The following is a 20,839-nucleotide window of genomic DNA, read 5'->3' as shown; positions in this document are numbered from 1 at the left end:
TGAACCGAGCGCCTGCATCCAGATCCCCGGAGGCGCTGACCACCTATCCGGTGCTGCGCTGCGTCAACGAGTCGCGCGGCTGAGCGCCCGGCCCCTGCTGCTGCCCGCGAGCACCAGCAGGGCCGCCACGAGGTAGTAACCCTGGTTCCCCATCCAGTCCAGGCCGAGGGGCGACAGGACGTCGCAGGGCTCCATCCGGTACTCGGCGACGCAGAACCCGGCCGCCGCGATCAGCGTCAGCCCCCACGCCACCCGCTGCCCCGCCGCCGGATCTTCCTGCCGCAGCCACCAGAGGAGACCGAGCACGACGAGCATCACGGGGACCGCCCGGAGCAGCGCGAACTCCGCGGCGTCGCCGAGCAGGTCGTGTGCCGCCGAGACCAGCGCCTCCCTGCTGGTCGGCGGCGAGAAATAGCAAGGGCCATAGGAGAAGAACAGCCCCGTCGGCTCCGGCCGTGGCTGCCATTCCTGCCAGGTGGGGACGGCCGCGACGGCGACCGCCGCTGCCCAGGCGGCATGGGATAACCCGGGCTTTTCTCTCACAGGCTGACCATAGCGGTATTCGATCAGCTGTAGATCACCGACAGGAAGCGCACCAGCACCGCCTCCCGCACCGGTGCGGGCAGGGCGTCCAGGACGGTGTTGACCACCGCCATCGCGGGCTGTCCCGCGCCGGGGCGCAGGTCCACGCCGACGGACGCGGCCAGCTCCGCGAAGGTGGCGTCGTCCAGGGCGTCCAAATCCAGGCCGGTGATCAGCTCGACCAGGCCGTCGGGCAGCTCCGCCGGGCCGCGCCGCCGGGCGGCCGCCGCCGACTCGGCGATCACCTCCAGCATCGCCTCCACCCCGGCGAGCGTCACCCCGGTCACGGTGATGTGCAGGTTGGCCGGGATGCCCGCGTACGAGAGCTGCGGCTGCAGGAACCAGCCGCGCGCCCGAGCCTCGTCGGCCAGCACGAACACGTCCACCCCCTCCCCGGCGAAGGCGATCAGGGTGGACTCCGGCTCGCCCAGCACGCGCAGGCCGTCGATCGCGGCGATGCCCTTGCGCAGCCTGGTCGCCGCCTCCAGCGTGGCCCGGCCCAGCTCCACGTAACCCTGCCTGCCGAGGGACTGCAGGGTGGCCCAGGCGCCGCCCAGCGATCCGGCCGACCTGGAGCTCTGCACGGTGGCGTTGATGATCGTGTAACCGGGCCAGGCGGCCGAGGCGAAGTAGGCCCTGCGCCGCGTCGCCGGATCGGTGAACAGCACCACCGAGGCCCCCTTGGGCGCGTACCCGAACTTGTGCAGGTCGCAGGAGAGCGAGGTGACACCTGGCACCGACAGGTCGAACGGCGGCACCTTCGCGCCCGCCTCCCGCAGCCACGGCAGCAGCCAGCCGCCCACGCACGCGTCCACATGGCAGCGCACGCCCGCCGCCGCGGCCACGGCGGCGACCTCCTCGACCGGGTCGATCGCGCCCTGCGGGTAGGACGGCGCGGACACGACGACCAGCACCGTGTCACCGTCGATGACCTCCGCCACGGCCTGCGGCGAGACCTGGTACGTCGCCAGGTCCACCGGCACCTGCCTGACCTCGACGCCCAGGTAGTGGGCCGCCTTGTGGAAGGCGGGGTGGGCGGTGACGGGCAGCACCAGGTTGGGCCGGTCGCGGCCCGCCTCGTCGCGGGCGGCCTTCACCGCCAGCATGATCGACTCGGTGCCGCCGCTGGTGAAGATGCCGTGGCCGCCGCCGAGCAGGTCCGCGACCGCGCCGACGACCTGCTTCTCCATCTCCACCACGCTCGGGAAGGCGGTCGGGTCGAGGCTGTTGACCTCCAGCATCTCGAAGTAGGCGCGGGCCGCCGCCTCGTGCACCCCGGGCCGCCCGGTGTCGTACACGTAGGAGGTCACCTGCCCGCCGCGCACGGGCAGGTCGTGCTCCTTGAGCCTGGCCAGCTCGGCCAGCAGGTCATCGGCCGTTCTCCCGGTTTCGGGCAGGTTCACGTGTTCTCCTTCGGCCGCCCGCATGCTCACGAGAACGTAATCTGCCGGAAGTCGCGCGGTCAATCGGCTGTTAGCGTTGACGCATGACCACGAGGTCGGATGAGAGCAACCCGCGCAGCAGGCCCGCGGTGCTCGGCGACGTCGCCGCGCTCGCCGGGGTCTCGGCGATGACGGTCTCCCGGGTGCTCAACGCACCCGACAGGGTGCGCGCGGAGACGCGCGCCCGCGTCCTCGCCGCCGTCCGCGAGCTGGACTACTGGCCCAACTCGGCCGCCCGCCAGCTCGTCACGGGCCGCTCCGGCGTGCTCGGCGTGGTCAGTATCGACACCACTTTGTACGGTCCCGCCTCCACCCTCTACTGCATCGAGCAGGCGGCCAGGCTCAGCGGCTACAGCGTGAGCATCGCCAGCCTGGGCATCCTCAGCCGCCGGTCCATCCAGGAGGCCGTGCACCGGCTGCGCGCCCAGTCGGTCGACGGGGTGGTCATCCTCGCGCCGCACGAGTCGGCGGCCGACGGGCTGCGCCATCTGCCGCCCGATCTGCCCGTGGTCGCGGTGGACGCGGGGGAGGACATCCCGGTTCCGGTGGTGACCGTCGATCAGCGGGCCGGCGCGGCCCGCGCGACCAAACACCTGCTCAGCCTCGGCCACGAGACGGTCTGGCATCTGGGCGGGCCGGTCGACTGGCTGGACGCCAACTACCGGATAGACGGCTGGCGCGGAGTCCTGGAGGCGGAGGGCCGGCCGGTGCCCGAGCCGCTGCGCGGCGACTGGAGCCCGCGCTCCGGCTACGAGCTGGGCCGGCGGCTGGCGGCCGACCCGTCGGTGACGGCGGTGTTCGTGGGCAACGACCAGATGGCGCTCGGCATGCTGCGGGCGTTGCGCGAGGCCGGCCGGCGGGTGCCGGAGGACGTGAGCGTCGTCGGCTTCGACGACGTGCCGGAGGCGGCCTACTTCTGGCCGCCGCTGACCACGGTGCGGCAGGAGTTCGGCGAGGTCGGCAGGCACGCCTTCCACCTGCTGCTGGAGCGGATGGCCGGCACGGCGCAGGACACCACCCGGCGGCTGGTGGAGCCGGAGCTCGTGGTACGGGAGAGCACCGGCCCCTGCGTCGGCCGTTAGGCGAGCCGGATCACGTTCCAGGAGACCGGGGGCAGGCGTACCCGCATCGGGTCGTGCTCGATGTCGTCGTTGGCGCGGGGGGCGATCCGGTCGGGGTCGTCGGCGGTGTTGCGGGCGTGCACGTCCGGGTCGGTGAGCGTGGTGGCCGACACGATGCGCGCGCCGCCGAGGGCGCGGGCGTCGATCTCCAGAGAGAGCGGCGTGTCCGTCGAACGGTTCACCGCGAAGATCGTCACGCCCTCGTCGGACCGGGTGGCGACGGCGTCCAGCAGCGGCACCTCACCGAACTCGGCCGTGTCGTACAGCGGCGAGACCGGCTCGACGCGCAGCACGTCGCCGGCCGCGTACCGGGAGGCCTGGGCGAACGGGTGGAAGATGGTCTGCCGCCAGGCCCGGCCGCCCGGCTCGGTCATGATCGGGGCGATGACGTTGACGAGCTGGGCGAGCGAGGCGGACGTCACCCGGTCGCTGTTGCGCAGCAGGCTGATCAGCAGGCCGCCGAAGGCCACCGCGTCGGCCAGGTGATAGTGGTCCTCCAGCAGGGGCGGGGCGATCGGCCAGTCGGTTCCCGGCTCGGCTGCCTGGAAGCGCGACTGATACCAGATGTTCCACTCGTCGAAGGAGATGTCGATCCGCTTGCGCGACTTCAGCTTGGCGCCGACATGGTCGGCGGTGGCGACGACCGAGCGGATGAAGTAGTCCATGTTGGTGGAGCAGGCCAGGAAGCTGCCGAGGTCGCCGTCCTTCTCCTCGTAGTAGGCGTGGCAGGAGATGTAGTCGACGACGTCGTACGTCTCCTCCAGCACGGTCGCCTCCCAGGCGCCGAAGGTCGGCATCCCGGAGCCAGAGCTGCCGCAGGCGACGAGCTCCAGGCCAGGGTCGACCATGCGCATGGCGCGGGCCGTCTCGGCGGCGAGCCGGCCGTACTCGCGGGCGGTCTTGTGCCCGGTCTGCCAGGGGCCGTCCATCTCGTTGCCCAGGCACCACATCCGGATGTCGTGCGGCTCCTTGGCGCCATGGGCCGCGCGCAGGTCCGACAGCGCGGTGCCGGACGGGTGATTGCAGTATTCGAGCAGGTCGAGGGCCTCGGGGATGCCCCGGGTGCCGAGGTTGACGGCCATCATCGGCTCCACTCCGGCCTTGCGGCACCAGAGCATGAACTCGTCGACGCCGACCTCGTTCGTCTCGGTGCTGTGCCAGGCCAGGTCGAGCCGGCGGGGGCGGTTCTCCTTGGGCCCGATGCCGTCCTCCCAGCGGTAGCCGGAGACGAAGTTGCCACCCGGGTAGCGGATGGTGGAGACGCCCAGCTCGCGGGTGAGGTCGAGGACGTCGCGCCGGAAGCCGTCGTCGGCGGCGGCGGGGTGGCCGGGCTCGTAGATGCCCGTGTAGACGCATCGGCCCAGGTGCTCGACGAAGCCACCGAAGGTGCGGCGGCGGACCGGGGCGACCCGGAACGCGGGATCGATCGTGAGATGTGCCTGGTGCACGGTGGCGGCTCCTTGCTGCGCATACGGGTGTCCCGATTGTTAGCGCTATCAGGAGGGTGGGTCAAGGGGGTGGTAAGCGCTTGCCAACACCTGCTCGGCGGTGGCCTCGGCGCCGTGGGCGTCGCTGGAGCGAACTCCTGGAGGGTTGATACGTCCTTCCAGAGGACTACGGAAAACGTCCTTGGGAAGGATGCCTCCGGCCGTATCGCGGGTCACAGTTGAGTGATGAACTCACTCACCCGGGCTGCCCTCGCCCTGGCTGCGGCCGTTCTGCTCGCCGCGTGTGGAACCACGCCGCCGGAGACCACCGCCACCGGGCACACCGGGCATGCCAAGCAGCGGACCACCCCGGTGGCCTCCCCGTTGCGTGATGGGGAGCGTTTCATGTCGCTGACGATGGCGGAGCCTTACACGCCGTCGGCGCCGGGGGGCGGGACCGATGACTACCGGTGCTTCGTCATCGACCCGGGGCTGACCGAGCAGGCGTTCCTGACGGGGGCCCAGTTCCAGCCGCAGAACGCCGAGATCGTGCACCATGCGATCTTCTTCAGGCTGAGTCCGGAGCAGGCGGCCGAGGCGAACCGGCGGGACCAGAGCACGCCCGGCCAGGGGTGGACCTGCTTCGGTGACGCCGGGATCGAGGAGGCCGCGTGGGTGGCGCACTGGGCGCCCGGCACCAATGAGGTCCTGCTCGATTCGGCCTACGGCTACCCGATGCCGCCGGGGAGCAAGCTGGTCATGCAGGTGCACTACAACACGCTCAACGTGGAGGGGAAGTCCGGCTCCGACCGGTCGGGGATCCGCCTGCGGGTCACCGGCAAGAAGGTCAAGGAGCTGAACACCGCGCTGTTCCCGGCCCCGGTGGAGCTGCCCTGCACCCAGGAGGAGTCCGGCCCGCTGTGCGATCGGGAGGCCGCCGTCAAGGATGTCGGCCGCCGGTTCGGTCAGGGCTCCGAGGCCCAGCCGGGAGCGCTCGCGGCGGCGTGCGGCAAACCCGAGCCGGGGCCGACCCAGCACTGCGACTTCCCCATCGAGGGCCCCGTGAAGGTGCACGCCCTGGCCGGTCACATGCACCTGCTCGGCCGGTCCATCAAGGTCGAGCTCAACCCCGGCACCGACAAGGCGCGGACGCTGCTCGACGTGCCGAAGTACAACTTCGACGACCAGGCGCTGCGCCCGCTGCCCGAGCCGGTGACCGCCGACAAGGGCGACGTGGTCCGGGTGACCTGCACCCACGACGCCAAGCTGCGCTCGATGCTGCCGGAGCTGAGCAAGCTGGAGCCCCGCTACGTGGTGTGGGGCGAGGGCACCAGCGACGAGATGTGCCTGGGGATCGTCATCGTCTCCCAGACCTAGCGGCCGCGGTGGTAATTACCGACAGGGCCTGAAAAATTAGCTCATTTCGATTGTCCGGCGGAGCGCGGGACTCTACGGTGGCGGTGATCATGCCCCATCGGGCGTCCATCGACGCGAGGAGCTGTGTTCAGCATGTCCGGAAACGACAGGGATGAGCAGCCGAGCACGTTCAGCCGCCGGGCGCTGGCCGGTGGCCTGGCCGCCACGGGCGTGGGCGCGTTGGCGGCATGGGGTGCGCATCCCGCCACGGCCGCGGCCGCCGCCGCGACCGCCGTCGACCCGTCCGTCTACCGGGTCGACGTCAAGGACCACGGCGCCAAGGGGGACGGCACGACCGACGACTCCGACGCGATCAGGGCGGCGGTCACCGCGGCGATCTCCGGCCGGAACGGCGGCGTGGTCCAGAAGGAGATCTTCTTCCCGCCGGGCACCTACCGGGTGACGAAGAAGGACACCCTGATGTGGTCGCCCACCACCGGGAACGCCGACCAGGTCTTCGGGCTGCGCTACCGGGGCAGCGGCGCGCGGGTGACCACCATCACCTTCGACACCGACTTCGCCGCCACCGACGACCCGCGCGAGAACAACCTGATCACCGCCGCGACCCGGCTGCGCTACACCTACTTCCAGGACATGGCGTTCAAGTCCGACAACCTGAACAACCGCTTCGCCTACTACTGGTCGGTCAACGCGCGCGACGAGAACTCGCAGTATCCCGACTACGGCCACGGGCAGAACCAGTACTTCGTCTACGAGAACATCGAGTGGAAGGGCAAGTGGGACCGGGTCATCGGGCTCGACGGCGACCACAAGGCCAACAACAACAGCGAGCACCACTTCATCCTGTGCTCGACGGACACCGTCTCGGAGTTCAAGGACGCGTTCCTGCACTGCGGGATCTCCAGCCCCGCCGATCGCAACATGCAGAACCAGTTCCTCAACTACTTCATGCTGTCCTGCAACTTCGCGGTGGCCGGCGGAGACTTCTTCCGGTTCGACCGGGGTGGCTCGATCAACGTGATCGGCGGCTCCTGGTCGACGGTCGGCAAGGACAAGCCGGTCCGCTACTTCTACATGCCGCTGGCCAACGGCGAGATCAGCGCGACCCGGCTGTACGTCACCGGCGTGCGGTTCGAGCCGAAGGGCCCGAATCACAAGATCATCGACTGTAACTGGAACAACGGCTCGGTGGTCTTCACCTCGTGCTCCGACATGGCCGCGCTGCAGTCCTCCGATCCCGACAGCCACGCCGCCGTCAACTGGGGCCTGCACCGGTACGCCGCCACCTCGGGCCGGCTGCCGATCGTCCGCTACCAGGACTGCACGCTGGCCGGCTTCCATGACGTCGACGCCGCCGGGTCGGCCCTGACCCACGGCAAGATGATCTACGAAGGCTGCCGTTTTTACCACAACACGAGCGCGGTCGGCACCGCCTCCCCCAATTTCCTCCGCTACAACAGCGCCCCGGCCCGCTACGCCTTCCGCGACTCCTGGGCCACTCCCGACGCCGAGGGCTGAGTCGCCTGGCGGTCCGTAACCACATTGTCACCCCCGAGGTTCAACCGGGTCCTCTCCTCGTGCGTACAGGTTTGGACGGTGCTCGCCAGACGGGCCCTTCCGCCCCGTTGAGGAGAGGGACGACATGACCACACTGCGATCGGCTCCGCAGAACCGCATGCACTTCGCGTGGCCGCTGGACGGCGACGCCCAGGCGGTAGGTCATGCCAGGACGACCATCCGCACCGTGCTCACCCAGCTGGAGATGGACACCGAGCTCATCGCCGACGCCGTGCTGATGGTCAGTGAGCTGGTGACCAACGCCCTCCTGTACGGGGACGCGCCGTACGAGCTGGCCCTGAGCGCGGGCCTCAGGGAGATCGTGTGCGTGGTGGTGGACAGCGGTCAGCCGTTGCCCACCCCACGCATCCCCGACGACGACTCCGAACGCGGCCGGGGCCTGCACATCGTGGCGGCGCTGTCCGACGGTTTCTACGGCTACCACCCGCAGCGTTACCTCACCTGCCCCGAGCGGATGGGCAAAGCCACCTGGTTCGCCCTCCCGCGCACCTTCAGCACGGTCTGACGGAACCCGGCCCCGGCAGGATCGCCCAGTCTGGCAGGAATCGGTACACGCCGATAAGGTCCGATCCTGTGGGCCGATTGAGGACCGATTCAGGGCCGGCCGAGGATCTGCTCATCGAGCTGAACCGCGACGCCGGGGTGTCACTGCACCGGCAGATCGAGACGTCCATCCGCGCGAGCATCCAGGCGGGCCGGCTGCGAGCGGGCGCGTCGCTGCCACCCACCCGCACCCTGGCGGCCGGCCTCGGGGTTTCCCGCGGGGTGGTCGTGGAGGCCTACCAGCAGCTCGTGGCCGAGGGCTACCTCGCCAGCCGATCGGGCGGTTACACCCAGGTCGCCGCGTCGATGCCGCCGGCCACCACCGGCGCGGGCGCCGCAACTTCGACGGCGCGGCCGGCCGCGCGCAGTGCCGGCTCCAGCGCCGGTCTCAGCGCCGGTCTCAGCGCCGGTCTCAGCGCCGGTCTCAGTGCCGGTTTCAGGGTCGACTTCGGGTACGGGCGCACCGACGTGTCGCAGTTCCCCCGGGCCGCCTGGCTGCGCTCGGTTCGTACCGTGCTCACCACCACGCCCAACGACCGGTTCGCCTACCTCGACGGGCGTGGCGTGCCGGAACTGCACAGTGCCCTGTGCGACTACCTCAACCGGGTGCGCGGCACCTCGTCCGTCCCGGGCAACGTGGTGATCTGCAACGGCTATGGGCAGGGCATCTCCCTGCTGATCCAGGTGCTCGTCCGGCGGGGCGCCACGCGGATCGCCCTGGAAGACCCGTCGTCCAACGACGACGCCCGGGTGCTGGCCGGCGCCGCCGGTCTGGACGTGGTCGGCATCCCGGTGGGTCCGGACGGCGTTCAGGTCGATGCGCTCCACCGGGCCGACGCCGATGCGGTCGTGCTCACGCCGTCGCACCAGTGGCCCACCGGGGGAGTGCTGCCGGCTGCGGCGAGGGCGGAGGTGATCCGCTGGGCGAAGAGCCGCGGCGCGATCGTGGTCGAGGACGATTACGACGCGGAGTACCGCTACGACCGGTCGCCGGTGGGCGCCATGCAGGGCCTGGCGCCCGATCATGTCGTCTACTGCGGTACGGCCAGCAAGACGCTCGCGCCGGGGCTGCGGCTCGGCTGGCTGGTAGTGCCTCCCCACCTGGTCGCCGACGTCGCCGCGGCGAAGGTGCTCGCCGACCGCGGTTCTCCGGTCATCGACCAGTTGACGTTCGCCGACTTCCTCGCGCGCGGCGAGTTCGACCGGCACCTTCGCCGGATGCGCCCGGTGTACCGCCGCCGCCGCGACGCGCTGCTGGACGCCCTGCGCACTCACCTGCCCGACCTGGAACCGGCCGGGATCGCCGCCGGGCAGCATGTGGTCGCCTGGCTCCCGCCCGACCTGGACGAGGCGGCGGTGGTGACGGCCGCCGCCCGGCATGGGCTCGGCATCCACGGCGTCGGCCCGTACCGGATCGCCGGCACCGGACCGGGTGGCCTCATCTTCGGCTACGCCATCCTCGGCGAGAGCGCCATCGCCGAGGGGGTCGCGCTGCTGGCGACGGCCATCCGGGAGGTACGGGGACCCTGATCCCGCGCAGGAGCTCCACCGGCGCATCAGTGTGCCGGGCGGATGTTCTGGTTCAGGTGGAACACGTTGGCCGGGTCGTACGCGGTCTTCACCGCGGTCAGCCGGGCCAGCTTCGCGGCCGAGTACGCTCGCCGTACGCCGCGCTGCCCATCGGCCAGCTCGTCGGCCGTCAACGAGTTGACGTACACCCCACTCGCGTACGGCTCGAGCGACGCACCGGCCGCGCGGGCGGCACCCATCCTGGCGTCGTCCTCGGCCGGGTCGGTCCAGCGAGAGCCGGCGCCGAACTCGAACATCGTGCCCCGGTGGCTGAACGCCGCGTCTGCTTCCGGGACATCGGCGATCGCGCCGCCGTGCGCCTGCAGGCCGACGCTCGGCAGGTACGGGCTCGCGCTCAGGTCGGTGCCGCCGCGCAGCAGGAACGCCTCGATCGCCGCGGTGGGGAATCGCCGCAGGTAGTGCCCCTTGGAATAGCGACGGTAGGTGTGGCCGCCGGTGGAGTCGTCGCGTTGCTGAAGTTCGAGGTACGACGGTGTGGTGACGCGCGATGCGACGGGACGCCCGAGTGCCCGCATCGCGGGGAGCAGCCGGCGGCCCTCGGCCGGGTCGCCGACCCACACGTACCCCAGTGTGGCGATCGGGCCGGCGGGACCGCTGCCGACACCGGCGGTGAACGTCGCCTGCCGGGGCGCGACGGCGTTCAGGTCGCGCCAGCCCTCGATGACCGGCACGGTGTCCTCGGCGCGGAAGTCGAACTCGGCGACCAGCGTCCGCGTGCCGGTGTGATGCAACCGGAACTCGAACTCGGTGACGATGCCGAAGTTGCCGCCACCGCCGCGCAGGCCCCAGAACAGGTCGGGGTTCTCGATGCGGCTCGCGGTCACCACGTCCCCCTCGGCGGTGACCATGGTGTAGGAGACGACGTTGTCGCAGGCCAGGCCGTGCTGGCGGGCCAGCCAGCCCATGCCGCCGCCGAGCGTGAGCCCGCCGACGCCGGTGTGCGAGACGTTGCCTGCGGTGGTGGCCAGGCCGTACGCCTGGGACGCCCGGTCCAGTGCGCCGAGCAGCGCGCCGCCCTGCACCCGCGCCCGGCGACGGGTCTGGTCGATCCGCACGCCGCCCATGGGCGTCAGGTCGATCATGAGACCACCGTCGGGCACGGCGAAGCCGGCGACGTTGTGGCCGCCGCAGCGCACGCCGATCTCCAGGTCCAGTTCCCGGGCCAGCCGCACGGCGGCGACCACGTCGGCGACGCCCGACGCGCGGACGATCATGCGTGGACGCCGGTCGACCATGGCGTTCCAGACGGTACGGGCGGTGTCGTAGCCAACGTCGCCAGGCGTGAGGAGCCGGCCGTCGAAGCGGGTCGCTGTCGTTGTCATGCCACTGAGCCTGACAGGAATTGGTATACGCGATAAGGGCCGATATTTCAGGCTATTTGAGTACCAATTCCAGGCCGACCGAGGATCCGCTCATCGAGACCCCGCCCGCTGGTGGCAACCCCGCGGTCACCTCATGTCAGGGAGGCGGCAGCGGGGAAGCGGTCCCAGACACGGTGCGCCGCCAGGAACCCGAGCGTTTCCCGTAGGACCGACGGGCCGTCGTCTCCGAGGAGCACGCTGGAGCCTGCGCGGGCACACCCGCCTCGGAGAAGGCCTGCGAGGCCTTTCCCCAGCCGCCGACCGGCTTGCCGTGACGGTAGGTCTCCGCGATCATCAGCAGCACGCGCGGGTCGACCGGCGCGTCCCACCGAGCATGCCGCCGGTCGGCGCGATGATCAGCGGCACCATGCCGCCGTCGAGCACCGCTTGGCGGACGGCGCCGAGCGCCGCCACGTCGGCTCCGTCGGCGACGATGCCGATGATCCGGCCGTCGGTCGGCCAGGTCTGCCCGACCTGGGACAGCGCCGGGCTCGGCGGCGATTCCGCCAGCGGCTCGGACGCGGCCGGCGCGGGCAGCCCGAGCCCTTCGGCCACCTGCGTATACAGGACGGAGCCGATGTTCGCGAGCACCCGCAGATAGCGCTCCTTGACGGCCTGCTCGTAGCACTTGCCCAGCTCGAAGGTGTAGGCCGCGATGATGTGCTCGCGCTCGACCGGCGACATGCTCAGCCAGAACAGCCGCGGCTGGCTGAAGTGGTCGGCGAATGAGGCGGGCGCCTCGCGTACCTTCCGCCCGGACACCTCCGGAGGAACTTCGACGTACGCCCCGTCGGCGGCCCCCGCCGTGAAGGGGCAGCCGCCGTCGAGCGAGTTCGGCCGGTCTCGGCGAAGAAGTTGGCCGGGTTGGCGTTGAGAGTGAGCAGGCCGATCCGCTGGACCAGGGCCAGCTCCTCAGGGACGATCTTCGTCGAGTCGAGCAGGTCGATGCCCTCGAACGTCTGCTCCGGCGTGTCGGGGAAGACCTGGATGCCCAGCTCCAACTGCGGCAGGGCGCCCGCCTCGATTGCGTCGGCGAGGTCGCGCCGGTGGAAGTCCGGGTCCACGCCGCCGATCAGCTGCGCCTCCTCCCAGACCAGGGAGTGCACGCCGAGCTTGGGCTTCCAGTGGAACTTCGCCAGCGTGGTCGCCCCCTCCGCGTCCACCAGGCGGAAAGTGTGAACGCCGAAGCCCTCCATCATCCGGTAAGAGCGCGGGATGCCACGGTCGGACATGTTCCACAGTGTGTGGAAGGTCGCCTCGGTGTGCAGGCCGGCGAAGTCCCAGAAGGTGTCGTGCGCGGTCTGCGCCTGCGGGATCTCCCGGTCCGGGTGCCATTTGGCGGCGTGGATGACGTCCGGGAACTTGATCCCGTCCTGGATGAAGAACACCGGCATGTTGTTGCCGACCAGGTCGAACACGCCCTCGGAGGTGTAGAACTTGGTCGCGAAGCCGCGCGTGTCGCGTACGGTGTCCGCCGAGCCGCGCGAGCCGATCACCGTGGAGAACCGCACGAAGACCGGCGTCTCGGCGTCCTTGGCGAGGAAGGCGGCCCTGGTGATGTTCGGTGCCGTAGCCGCGGAAGACGCCGTGCGCCCCGGCGCCGCGCGCGTGCACGACTCGCTCGGGGATGCGTTCGTGGTCGAAGTGCATGACCTTCTCGCGCAGGTGGTGGTCCTGCAGCAGGACAGGGCCGAGCGGGCCCGCCTTGAGCGAGTGGTCGGTGTCGCGCAGCCGCAGCCCCTGGGAGGTCGTCAGATGGCCGCCGCCCTGCGCCACCTTCGCCTGTTCGGGACCCCGGGAATCTCGGCCGGATGCCTGTCACCGGTGACCGCGCCGACGACCTTGTCCACCGCCGACTTGATGGGGTGAGACTGCTCCATGTGCTCTCCTTGGCGTGAGGCCGCATCGCTGGGTGTGGCGATTGCAGATACCCACGCCGGAGGTCGCCACGCGGACCTTTACGGCGCCCTCAGGCGAATCCGATCAGCTGTTGAAGACCGGACAGCCGTGCCGGCCGTTCAGCTATGACGAGCCGATCGTCAAGTGGCGCGATCGTTCCGCGCCCTTGCGATGGAGTGTGAGTCAGGGCCACGACGTCGGGGGTGGGCCGAATGCGCGACGACCGGCCCTCACTGTCAGAGTGGCCATGGCGGCGTTGGCGCCACCACCGATCAGAGCGCCGATACCGAACGGTGCCACTCGACCGAGAACGATGATTCCCTGCTTGGTCCCGTACTTCGTGACGAAGTTCTTCCCCAAGATCCTGTTGATCTGACGCAACGTCTCGACAGGCACCTTGGCGACAACCTGACGTCCCCAGTGTTGCCCCGTACGCTCGGCGGCCCTGGTGATGGTGGCGGAGCCGGTCCCGCCGAGCATGATTCCCATCACGATCGTGCGGCGGCGCTCGATCTCGTCACTGGGGACTCCGTGGACTTCGGCGATCGAGAGCGCGAAGAGGGCGCTCAGCTCAAGAGATGAGAGAGCCTCGCCTGCCGACAGTGCCAGTGCGACTCCGGTGCCGACGCCGGGCGCGGCTGCGGTTCCTCCAACTGCAGCACCCGTCCCGGTCAGGGCGCTGACGTACATCCGCTCCAGATGGCGTATCACCTGTGCTGGTGTCGCCTCTGGGTTCCGCTGGCGGGCCCGGGCGATGTTCTTGCGCACCAGTGCGCTCTGGACGTCGATTGCCTTGTCCAGGAGGTCGAGGACTCGCTGCCCACGTATGGCTGCTGCCGGAACCGGTTCGTCGAAGGCATCTGTTGCCATGCCTTGGCCTCCTGGTCTTCGGGGGGTATGAACTTGTACGCCACTGAGCGTGAAGCCATAACTACAGCTGGTCAAGTCAAGACGCAAGTTCGTGCGCGTTCGTTGGGCACCCGCCGGTGATCGGCCTGGAGATCGGCCCGGCCGACGCCGGAGTCGGCCGGGGATCGTCAGCGCTCCAGGGTGATGCCCTCGCGGCGGAGGTCCTCGACGATGCCGTCGACCAGGCGGGTGCTGACCGTGTGGGTCAGGCGGCCGTGCTCGCGGAGTTCGCGGACGGCGGGGACCGGGTCGGGGTCGGCGAACAGGCGCTCGTCGGCGTGGTCGACCGGCCTGCCGGTGGGGTCGATGGTCCACCAGGAGGCTTCCAGGGCGATGCCGTTGGGATCGCTGAAGTAGATCGACCTCAGGAAGCCGTGGTCGATGACGTCGGTGACCTCGCAGCCGTGCTCCTTGAGCCGGTCGCGGAGTCGTACCAGGGCGTCCTCGTCCGGCAGGTGCAGCGACAGGTGGTCGAACTGCGCGGCCTTGGCGTACGGCACGCCCGCGGGCTTGGCGAAGCTGTCGAGCTCCTGGTCGGCGTATTCGAAGAAGGCGACGGTGTTGCCGGTCCCCACCTCGAAGAAGTAGTGCCTGAAGGCGGGGACGGCGAGCGTGGTGACCAGGCGGGCGTCGAGCACACCGTGCCAGAACCGGACGGTGGCATCCATGTCCGGAGTGACCAGGGCAAGGTGGTGCACGCCCCGCCAGTGCACCGTTTCAGGGGTTGCAGCCATGCTGCAACAGTAAGCGTTTCAACTATTCCCGCGCAGCCACAAGTTCCGATCGTCAGAGGCCCGCCGAGCCGGTGAGGTCCAGGGGCGTGCTGACGGTGGCCTCCCGGAGGCGGTCGATCTCCAGGCGGTCGCCCCAGCGGATGATCGCCTCGTCGTCGGCGAAGGCCATCGCGCGCATCATGTTGCCGCCGTCGGTCGCCTCGACCGTGCGCCGCAGCCGCTGCCGCAGCGAGTCGGACAGGCGGGTGGTGCCCGCCTCGATGGTGTCGCCGTAGCTCGGGGCGTAACCGACCCCCGCGAAGCCGGTACGGCGCAGCAGCCTCGGCAGCGTCTCCGAGGAGTAGAACATCAGGTGGTTCTTGGTGAAGCCGCTCCACTCCGACCCGTACGCCTTGAGCAGGAGTGAGCGCGCGTTCACGGTCAGGATGAGCAGCACCCCGCCGGGCGCCAGCAGCTCGCGGAACATCTTGAAGTCGTCCAGCGGCCTGGGCAGGTGCGCCAGCACCGACCAGAGCGTGATGACGTCGAAGCCGCCCGCCGCGATCTCCGGCACGTCCTGGGGCGCGCCGTGGTAGGCCCGCGCCTTGGTCAGCCGCTCGTTGGCCTGGGCGACCGAGTCGGGTGACAGGTCCACCCCGTAGGCGTCGAAGCCGCGCTGCTCGGCCAGCTCCAGGAACAGCCCGGCGCCGCAGCCGAAGTCGAGCAGCCGCCGCCCCTCCCCGTGGTCGAGAATGGGGGAGAACGCCTGCATGGTGAGGTTGTAGCGGCGCTGCCGGTTCGCGGCGTACTTGCCGGTCAGAAACTTGCTGTAGCCGGAGGCGTACAGGTCGCCGAGCCGCTCGGGCCGCACGTTCGGGTTGCGGTAGAGGAAACCGCAGGACGGGCAGCGGACGACCCGGTAGTGCCACTTGCCGCCGCCGGTCGGCTCGAACAGCGGCTGCTGGCTCGCCTCGCCGCACATCATGCAGCTCAGGAACTCCTCGATCTCCCCGAGCGGCAGGTCTGCTCGGTAGTCCTCCAGCGACATGATGGGGGCGCGTCGCAACCGCCATCGCCACTGGGCCTCGCGGACCATCCGCTCCCCCGGACGGACGTAGACCCGTTGCCCCCAGGGCACACGGTTGTAGCGGGTGCCGTACGCGAGCCGGCCGAGCAGTCGTCGAGCAGAGACCATTGCAACCCCCAAGCAGCCGAATGCCGAAAGGTATTGCCCTGTGAGTCCCTGACTATTCCATCGCGATCGCCTGCATACCATCGCGAACGGGTAAGGGTAGGGCAGGCCGCCCGGCCCGCCCTACCGGAATCACGACGGCCGGCCGTCGGCCCCGCACTTGATGATCGGCCGGATGCAGTCACGCACCCGGCGCTCCAGCTCCGCCACCGGCCAGGCGTTGAAGAAGTCGCCGTGCATGGTGAAGCCGCCTCCGGACGCCAGCCGGAAGCCCGCCGGGTTGCCGCTCACCGGATAGCGCAGCACCTGGCGGAGCTTGGGCACCGGGACCGGGTGACTGGACGGGCACTGCTGGTCGACCGGGTAGGCCATGTGGCTCTTGTGGTCGGCCGAGTCGAGGTCACGGCCGTTCCAGCACTGCGGGAAGTCGAGGTACGACTCCAGCATGGTGCCGGACGGGCAGGTGACGAAGTCCTTGGACGCGCCGACGTGCCCGGCGTGCAGGCAGGACCAGCGGGCGATGGTGGTCGAGTCCGGCCCGGTGGCCCTGGCGTTGCCCGCCACGATCCGCAGCCCGAGCGGGAACGGCTGGATCCGGGCGGTGATGTCAGGTCGCACGCCCTCACCCAGGTAGTAGAACGTGGTGATGGTCGGCTCGACCGGGACGCCGTTGTTGTAGAGGGTCGGCACCCAGTAGGAGGACTTGTCCACGGCCGGGTTGCAGTTGGTGGGGCCGTTGAGCAGGTCGTTCACGTTCGTGTGGGCGTTGGTGACACGGCTGCCGAAGAAGCTGTGCATGTGGGAGGCGCCCGGCATGCCGGGGAAGACGATCGGGTCGTCGGGCAGCCGGTGACTGTAGGGGCAGTCGGCGAGGAACTCCGCCACCCGCACCGGCTCGGCCGAGGCGGGCTGTTGCGTGAGGGGCGCGCCGCCGAGCAGGGCGGCGAGCATGGTCAGGATGAGGATCGGTCGTAAGGCGGACATGCGGACTCCGTCTCGGGGAGCGTGGGGGGAGCGCTCCCTGAAAAGGAGATTGGCCTTGTCAGGAAGCGTTGTCAAGAGCCGCTTCAGCTTGGGATGTAACGTGTGGCGGCGCTGGCAATCGCTTTAGAGAGCGCTCTCCCCCTTACCTGGCCGCTCGGGCGATGACCTCCTCCGTGGTGAGAGGCGCCTTCGGGTGGTGGCTCAGGCACATCGGCACCCGGACCTTGTCGAAGGAGCGGCCCTCCAGCGCCACGTAGAACTCACCGGCGCTCAGCTTGGCGATGTCCGGAGTGTCGCCGTCCTTGGCCCGGGCCAGCTCCTTGGCCGTGTTGACGTGCGCGGAGGCGTTCAACAGGCCGAAGAACTGCGTGGCGGCGTTGCCGGGGATCTGGTTGTGCAAGCCCTTCGGCGCCTGGGTCGCGAAGACCAGGCCCAGGCCGTACTTCCTGGCCTGTGACGCCAGCGCCAGCGTGCTGCGGGTGGCGGGCGTGATCCGGCCGTTCGACGGGGCGAAAGTCTGCGCCTCGTCCATCACGAACAGGCCGCCCAACGGCCGGTCAGCCGCCGGATGCCGCCTGATCCAGGCGAACAGCTCCATCTGGAGCTGTCCCACGAAGCTCTGCCGCTGCTCCTCGCCCGGCAGCCCCGCCAGACTGATCACCGACACCCTGGCCCGACGCCCCTCCGACGGAGTCAGCAGCAGACCCGGATCCACCGGCTCGCCACCGCCGCCGAACATCGGGTCGTTGTCCATCGCGGCGGTCAACGACTGGGCGAGCTCAGCCGCGATCTTCGGCGCGCTCGCCAGCTCGCTCACCCCGTCCGGCAGGTCGGCCAGCAGCTCGATCAGGCCCCTGAGATTCCTGCCGCCCCGCCGGCCGTAGCGCGCCAGCGCCCTCCTGAGCACGGCCTGCCCACGCTGCGCCTTGTCGGTCTTGGCCTCCAGCTTGACCCGTGGCGCGATCGCCGCCACCGCCACCTCCACGGCCTCGGTGAACTCGTCCGGGTCGTCCGCCACGCTCGCGAAGTCGGGCAGCGGCTGGAAACTCAGCGGGCGGCCGGCCCCTCGCCTCGGGGTCCAGATCACCACCTCGGTGCCCGCCAGGTAGTCGGCCGCCTTCCGCTCGTCACCGTCCTGCCACCCGTGCGGCGGCTGGGGCCACGGGTCGCCCAGGCGGGCCAGGTCGTTGTTCGGGTCGAGCACGATGGCGGAGACGCCCTGCAGCGCGCACTCCTCGACCAGCCGCCGGATCAGCACGGTCTTGCCGGAGCCGGTGCCGGCGAAGATCGCCGTGTGCTTCCTGAGCGCCTCCAACGGCACGCTCACCTGTGCTCCGGTGGCCATCCGCCTGCCGACAGGAACGCTCGGTCCCTCGTCGCGCTGCCCCCCACCCGCCGTTCCCCGACCCGCCGTAGGGAAGGGCGACCGCGGTCCGCTGGTCGCGGGCAAGACGACTGTACGGTCCTGCGCCCGGCCCGGATCGTCCGTACGGTCCTGCGGTTTCGCCGGGGCGGCGGGCGGCGTCGGCGTGGTGGGAACGCTCCAGATCTTCGTCAGGGCCTCTCTGAGGAAGCTGACGTCGCCCGCCGGATCGCGTACGGACAGCCAGGTGTCGAGGTGGGGCGGGTTCTCGGCGAGGAGTTCGTCGAGCGCGGACAGGACGCGCAGGTCGTCGCCGTTGAAGGTCAGCCTCCGCCCGCCCGCGCGCTCGAACGCCGCGACGACCTCCTGGGTGCGCTCTCCGTTCGACCAGTCCCGGTTGCGTAGCAGGAAGAGCCGCCTTTTGGGCACCTCGGCGTCCAGCCCGGCCGCCACGGACGCCTTGCGGATACGGTTCAGCGCCGCGATGGCGTTGTTCGCGGTGACCGCCCGGAACGCCCAGTGCTCCTCGTCCTCGGTGGACTCGTCCAGAATCCGGCGCAACCGAGCGTGCAGGGGCGGTTTGGCGCTCGGCGGCGGGTCCACGTTTAAGGCCAGGCCGTTCTCGCCCTGCGCGGCGATCCACGCCGACAGGCCCGCAGCCAGGAGTGCGGGCATCAGGACGTCCTCGGACGCGCCGTCGATCGTCGGCGGCTGCCGCCCGTCCCGCAACGCGGCGAATCGGGCGTCCAGCTCGATCACCGCCTGCGCCACCGACTCGGTGAGCGCTTCCGGCCCCGTCGGTTGGGCGGACGGCACCCTTACGGCGGTGCCGTCGAAGGTCGCGAGCTCCCTGACCTCGTCGTCCCGCACGCAGGACCTGACGTGCGCCTCGATCGCGATGAGCAGTTGCCGAGGGGTCATGCCGGGGACCCGCTCGAAGGCCTCAGGCCGGATCGGCCAGGTCGGATACGGCGGCTCGACGCCCGCTGCCCGATACTGCGCCTCGAACCGCCTGGCGACGAGTTCGCGAGCGGTGTCGGCGTCGGGGATGGTCATGAGCTGGACCGCTTCCCTGAACCGGTCGCGGACCGTGTCGACGGCCTCCTGCTGGATCAGCGCCCAGCTGTTCGGCAGGCAGGACAGGACCGTCAACGTCCTGCGTGAGGCCTCCCGCAGTGCCATCAGGCCACCCGCGATGCGCTCCAGCAGCAGCTTCCCGCCCGCGTCGAGGACCACGCCGGATACGGGCGAGGCCGGGGACAGGGCGGAATCGGTCGCGGCCGACGACTGGGCGATGAGCGGATCTATCTGGTCGATCGCGACCACGGTCGGCCCGGTGAGCGCCAGCAGCCGCGAGATGTCCCTGACGATCTCCTGCGGCGTCTTGTCGACGGGCCGGATGCCCCATCGGGCCCGCTCCCCGGGCTCCCCTTCGGGCATCGAGTACAGGAACGCCTCGCCGATGTCCTGCATCCCCATGTCGGCCGAGGCGAACAGCACCAGCGCCCGCGCGGTGTCCTGGCACCACCTGCCGACCTGCTCGTCGAGGCGGCGCAGCGCGCCGATGAAGGAGTCCAGCTCCTCCCGGGTGACGTCCTTCCTGCCCGTCACCGCCCGCCGGGTCATCCGCGACACGTCCACGGACGACGCCAGGCGGGACAGGAACACCCTGAGCTGCGACTCCCCGTCCTCGCCCACCCGCGAGAAGCTGTCCAGGATCGACACCACGGTGCTCTCCCAGAAGCCCTTCGCGTCCAGCAGGCCGACCAGCACGAAGTAGCCGCCCTCCCGCTGGGTCATCTCGCGCAGCCAGCCCAGCAGGTGCGTCTTGCCGGTGCCGCGCTGGCCCTGCACGACCACGCCGACAGGGCTGCCGTCCGCTTGGGCGCGTGCCTCGGCCAGGCCGTCGAGCAGGATCTTCGACGAGCCGCCGTGCAGGCCCTCCACATGGAAGGGGGAGGGGCGCCACACGTCGTCGGCGCCCTCGGTGTAGTTGAAGCTCAGGGCGGTGAGCGCCTTGGCGTCTGTCATGCCCCACCGATCCACAGCAGGTGCTTCTCCTGCCCCCCGATGATCACCCCGGCTTCGCGGTCGCCAGGGGTGAGGGTCTTCTGGTTGGACTCGGGGACGATGTTCACGTCAGGCAGACGTTCCATCCTGATCAACGTCTCGTCCACCTGCCCTCTCGGCACGTCGCCCAGCAGCGGCCGCAGCCTGGCCAGCCCCACCCAGGAGCCCGGCCGGGGCGCCAGTTCGGCGTAGGCGGCCCGGACACTCGCCTCCAGATCCTCCGGCTGAGCTATCCCGCTCGGGGTGAAATCGGTCGGTGCGTCGCTGGACGCCGCATCTCCGGCGCCCCCGGACCGGGCATCTTCGGGTGCGTCGTCGTACGGCTGGAAGACGTCGGCGAGTCGCTGGTCGGAGTGCCGCAGGTAGAGGGGCAGCCAGCCGAGCAGCGCGCGGGCGATGCTTCCCGCCGAGCCGGGAAGGGCCGGCACCGAGCCCTCGCTCAGGTCCTCGGCCAGGCGGGCCGAGCCCTGGTCGGTCAGCATATGAACGTACTGGCGGCCCTGTTTCCAGCTGTCCACCAGTTTCAGCTCGTTCAGCTTGATCCGCTTCTTACCGTCGATCGTCAGGCCGAAGCGCTCCTTGAGGTCGTTGTTGGAGATCTCTCCGGCCGCCACGGCCAGGACGACCAGCGCCGTGAAATCGGGTAGCGACAGCTTCTGCTCTGACATGTCTCATCCTTCTTGAGTGG

At 70.2% G+C, this 20,839-nt stretch carries 17 protein-coding genes and 1 pseudogene; 5 read left to right on the top strand and 13 right to left on the bottom strand.

Going from position 1 to position 20,839, the window contains the following annotated elements:
- Positions 1-63 precede the first annotated feature (63 nt).
- Both ACTMTF_RS18475 and ACTMTF_RS18470 read right to left on the bottom strand, forming a co-directional pair.
- Positions 64-543, bottom strand: a complete 480-nt coding sequence (locus ACTMTF_RS18475; RefSeq protein WP_441111785.1) for a hypothetical protein — start codon at positions 541-543, stop codon at positions 64-66.
- A gap of 23 nt (positions 544-566) precedes the next feature.
- Positions 567-1,985 (bottom strand): pyridoxal phosphate-dependent decarboxylase family protein, encoded by a 1,419-nt coding sequence (locus tag ACTMTF_RS18470; protein WP_441111784.1) that lies wholly within the window; start codon positions 1,983-1,985, stop codon positions 567-569.
- An 83-nt stretch (positions 1,986-2,068) separates the two neighbouring features.
- Here ACTMTF_RS18470 and ACTMTF_RS18465 point away from each other — a divergent pair, with 83 nt between their 5' ends.
- Positions 2,069-3,106, top strand: a complete 1,038-nt coding sequence (locus tag ACTMTF_RS18465) for a LacI family DNA-binding transcriptional regulator (RefSeq protein WP_441111783.1) — start codon at positions 2,069-2,071, stop codon at positions 3,104-3,106.
- Here ACTMTF_RS18465 and arfA read toward each other — a convergent pair.
- Positions 3,103-4,593, bottom strand: coding sequence for an arabinosylfuranosidase ArfA (gene arfA, locus ACTMTF_RS18460; RefSeq protein ID WP_441111782.1), 1,491 nt, complete (start codon positions 4,591-4,593; stop codon positions 3,103-3,105). The genes ACTMTF_RS18465 and arfA overlap by 4 nt on opposite strands.
- A 225-nt stretch (positions 4,594-4,818) precedes the next feature.
- Between arfA and ACTMTF_RS18455 the strand changes: the two genes are divergently transcribed.
- The 4 genes from ACTMTF_RS18455 to pdxR all read left to right on the top strand — a co-directional run bounded on the left by ACTMTF_RS18455 (position 4,819) and on the right by pdxR (position 9,600).
- Positions 4,819-5,949 carry a monooxygenase gene (locus ACTMTF_RS18455; protein WP_441111781.1) on the top strand — a complete coding sequence of 377 codons (1,131 nt, stop codon included), beginning with the start codon at positions 4,819-4,821 and terminating at the stop codon, positions 5,947-5,949.
- A 132-nt stretch (positions 5,950-6,081) separates the two neighbouring features.
- A complete protein-coding gene (locus tag ACTMTF_RS18450; RefSeq protein WP_441111780.1) occupies positions 6,082-7,467 on the top strand; it encodes a glycosyl hydrolase family 28-related protein in 1,386 nt (461 codons plus the stop codon).
- A gap of 124 nt (positions 7,468-7,591) precedes the next feature.
- Positions 7,592-8,032, top strand: coding sequence for an ATP-binding protein (locus ACTMTF_RS18445; RefSeq protein WP_397007639.1), 441 nt, complete (start codon positions 7,592-7,594; stop codon positions 8,030-8,032).
- A 77-nt stretch (positions 8,033-8,109) separates the two neighbouring features.
- Positions 8,110-9,600: a MocR-like pyridoxine biosynthesis transcription factor PdxR gene (gene pdxR / locus ACTMTF_RS18440; protein ID WP_441111779.1), complete on the top strand. Its 1,491-nt coding sequence runs from the start codon at positions 8,110-8,112 to the stop codon at positions 9,598-9,600.
- A gap of 26 nt (positions 9,601-9,626) precedes the next feature.
- Here the strand turns inward: pdxR and ACTMTF_RS18435 are convergent, their stop codons facing one another.
- The 10 genes and pseudogenes from ACTMTF_RS18435 to ACTMTF_RS18390 form a co-directional block, all read right to left on the bottom strand.
- A complete protein-coding gene (locus ACTMTF_RS18435; RefSeq protein ID WP_441111778.1) occupies positions 9,627-10,982 on the bottom strand; it encodes an FAD-binding oxidoreductase in 1,356 nt (451 codons plus the stop codon).
- Between the two features lie 136 nt (positions 10,983-11,118).
- Complete coding sequence (locus ACTMTF_RS18430; protein WP_441111821.1) at positions 11,119-11,316, bottom strand: hypothetical protein; 198 nt, start codon at positions 11,314-11,316, stop codon at positions 11,119-11,121.
- A gap of 305 nt (positions 11,317-11,621) precedes the next feature.
- Positions 11,622-12,797 (bottom strand): annotated as a pseudogene (locus tag ACTMTF_RS18425) (catalase); the annotation flags it as partial.
- A complete protein-coding gene (locus ACTMTF_RS18420; RefSeq protein WP_441111777.1) occupies positions 12,773-12,901 on the bottom strand; it encodes a hypothetical protein in 129 nt (42 codons plus the stop codon). The gene ACTMTF_RS18420 and the pseudogene ACTMTF_RS18425, both read right to left, overlap by 25 nt.
- 202 nt (positions 12,902-13,103) lie before the next feature.
- Positions 13,104-13,790 (bottom strand): hypothetical protein, encoded by a 687-nt coding sequence (locus tag ACTMTF_RS18415; protein WP_441111776.1) that lies wholly within the window; start codon positions 13,788-13,790, stop codon positions 13,104-13,106.
- Between the two features lie 167 nt (positions 13,791-13,957).
- On the bottom strand, positions 13,958-14,563 hold the full coding sequence (locus ACTMTF_RS18410) for a VOC family protein (protein ID WP_441111775.1): 606 nt from the start codon (positions 14,561-14,563) through the stop codon (positions 13,958-13,960).
- Positions 14,564-14,615: 52 nt separating this feature from the next.
- A complete protein-coding gene (locus ACTMTF_RS18405; RefSeq protein WP_397007629.1) occupies positions 14,616-15,737 on the bottom strand; it encodes a class I SAM-dependent methyltransferase in 1,122 nt (373 codons plus the stop codon).
- Between the two features lie 129 nt (positions 15,738-15,866).
- The gene (locus tag ACTMTF_RS18400) at positions 15,867-16,718 is read right to left on the bottom strand and encodes a DUF1996 domain-containing protein (protein WP_397007627.1); all 852 of its coding nucleotides are present in this window, start codon (positions 16,716-16,718) and stop codon (positions 15,867-15,869) included.
- 142 nt (positions 16,719-16,860) lie between these two features.
- Positions 16,861-20,112 (bottom strand): helicase HerA domain-containing protein, encoded by a 3,252-nt coding sequence (locus ACTMTF_RS18395; protein ID WP_441111774.1) that lies wholly within the window; start codon positions 20,110-20,112, stop codon positions 16,861-16,863.
- The gene (locus ACTMTF_RS18390; RefSeq protein ID WP_441111773.1) at positions 20,109-20,819 is read right to left on the bottom strand and encodes a hypothetical protein; all 711 of its coding nucleotides are present in this window, start codon (positions 20,817-20,819) and stop codon (positions 20,109-20,111) included. Before ACTMTF_RS18390 ends, ACTMTF_RS18395 begins: the two co-directional genes overlap by 4 nt.
- Positions 20,820-20,839: the final 20 nt, after the last annotated feature.

This window comes from Nonomuraea sp. ZG12 (genome assembly GCF_052068115.1).
Classification (GTDB): domain Bacteria; phylum Actinomycetota; class Actinomycetes; order Streptosporangiales; family Streptosporangiaceae; genus Nonomuraea.
The sequence above is the reverse complement of the archived record's forward strand: the minus strand, read 5'-3'. Positions and strand labels throughout refer to the sequence as shown.

Coding starts and splice junctions, on each gene's coding strand:
- ACTMTF_RS18465 (WP_441111783.1), top strand. CDS start 2,069: ATGACCACGAGGTCGGATGAGAGCAACCCGCGCAGCAGGCCCGCGGTG.
- ACTMTF_RS18455 (WP_441111781.1), top strand. CDS start 4,819: ATGAACTCACTCACCCGGGCTGCCCTCGCCCTGGCTGCGGCCGTTCTG.
- ACTMTF_RS18450 (WP_441111780.1), top strand. CDS start 6,082: ATGTCCGGAAACGACAGGGATGAGCAGCCGAGCACGTTCAGCCGCCGG.
- ACTMTF_RS18445 (WP_397007639.1), top strand. CDS start 7,592: ATGACCACACTGCGATCGGCTCCGCAGAACCGCATGCACTTCGCGTGG.
- ACTMTF_RS18435 (WP_441111778.1), bottom strand. CDS start 10,982: ATGACAACGACAGCGACCCGCTTCGACGGCCGGCTCCTCACGCCTGGC.
- ACTMTF_RS18430 (WP_441111821.1), bottom strand. CDS start 11,316: ATGATCGCGGAGACCTACCGTCACGGCAAGCCGGTCGGCGGCTGGGGA.
- ACTMTF_RS18420 (WP_441111777.1), bottom strand. CDS start 12,901: ATGGAGCAGTCTCACCCCATCAAGTCGGCGGTGGACAAGGTCGTCGGC.
- ACTMTF_RS18415 (WP_441111776.1), bottom strand. CDS start 13,790: ATGGCAACAGATGCCTTCGACGAACCGGTTCCGGCAGCAGCCATACGT.
- ACTMTF_RS18410 (WP_441111775.1), bottom strand. CDS start 14,563: ATGGCTGCAACCCCTGAAACGGTGCACTGGCGGGGCGTGCACCACCTT.
- ACTMTF_RS18405 (WP_397007629.1), bottom strand. CDS start 15,737: ATGGTCTCTGCTCGACGACTGCTCGGCCGGCTCGCGTACGGCACCCGC.
- ACTMTF_RS18400 (WP_397007627.1), bottom strand. CDS start 16,718: ATGTCCGCCTTACGACCGATCCTCATCCTGACCATGCTCGCCGCCCTG.
- ACTMTF_RS18395 (WP_441111774.1), bottom strand. CDS start 20,112: ATGACAGACGCCAAGGCGCTCACCGCCCTGAGCTTCAACTACACCGAG.
- ACTMTF_RS18390 (WP_441111773.1), bottom strand. CDS start 20,819: ATGTCAGAGCAGAAGCTGTCGCTACCCGATTTCACGGCGCTGGTCGTC.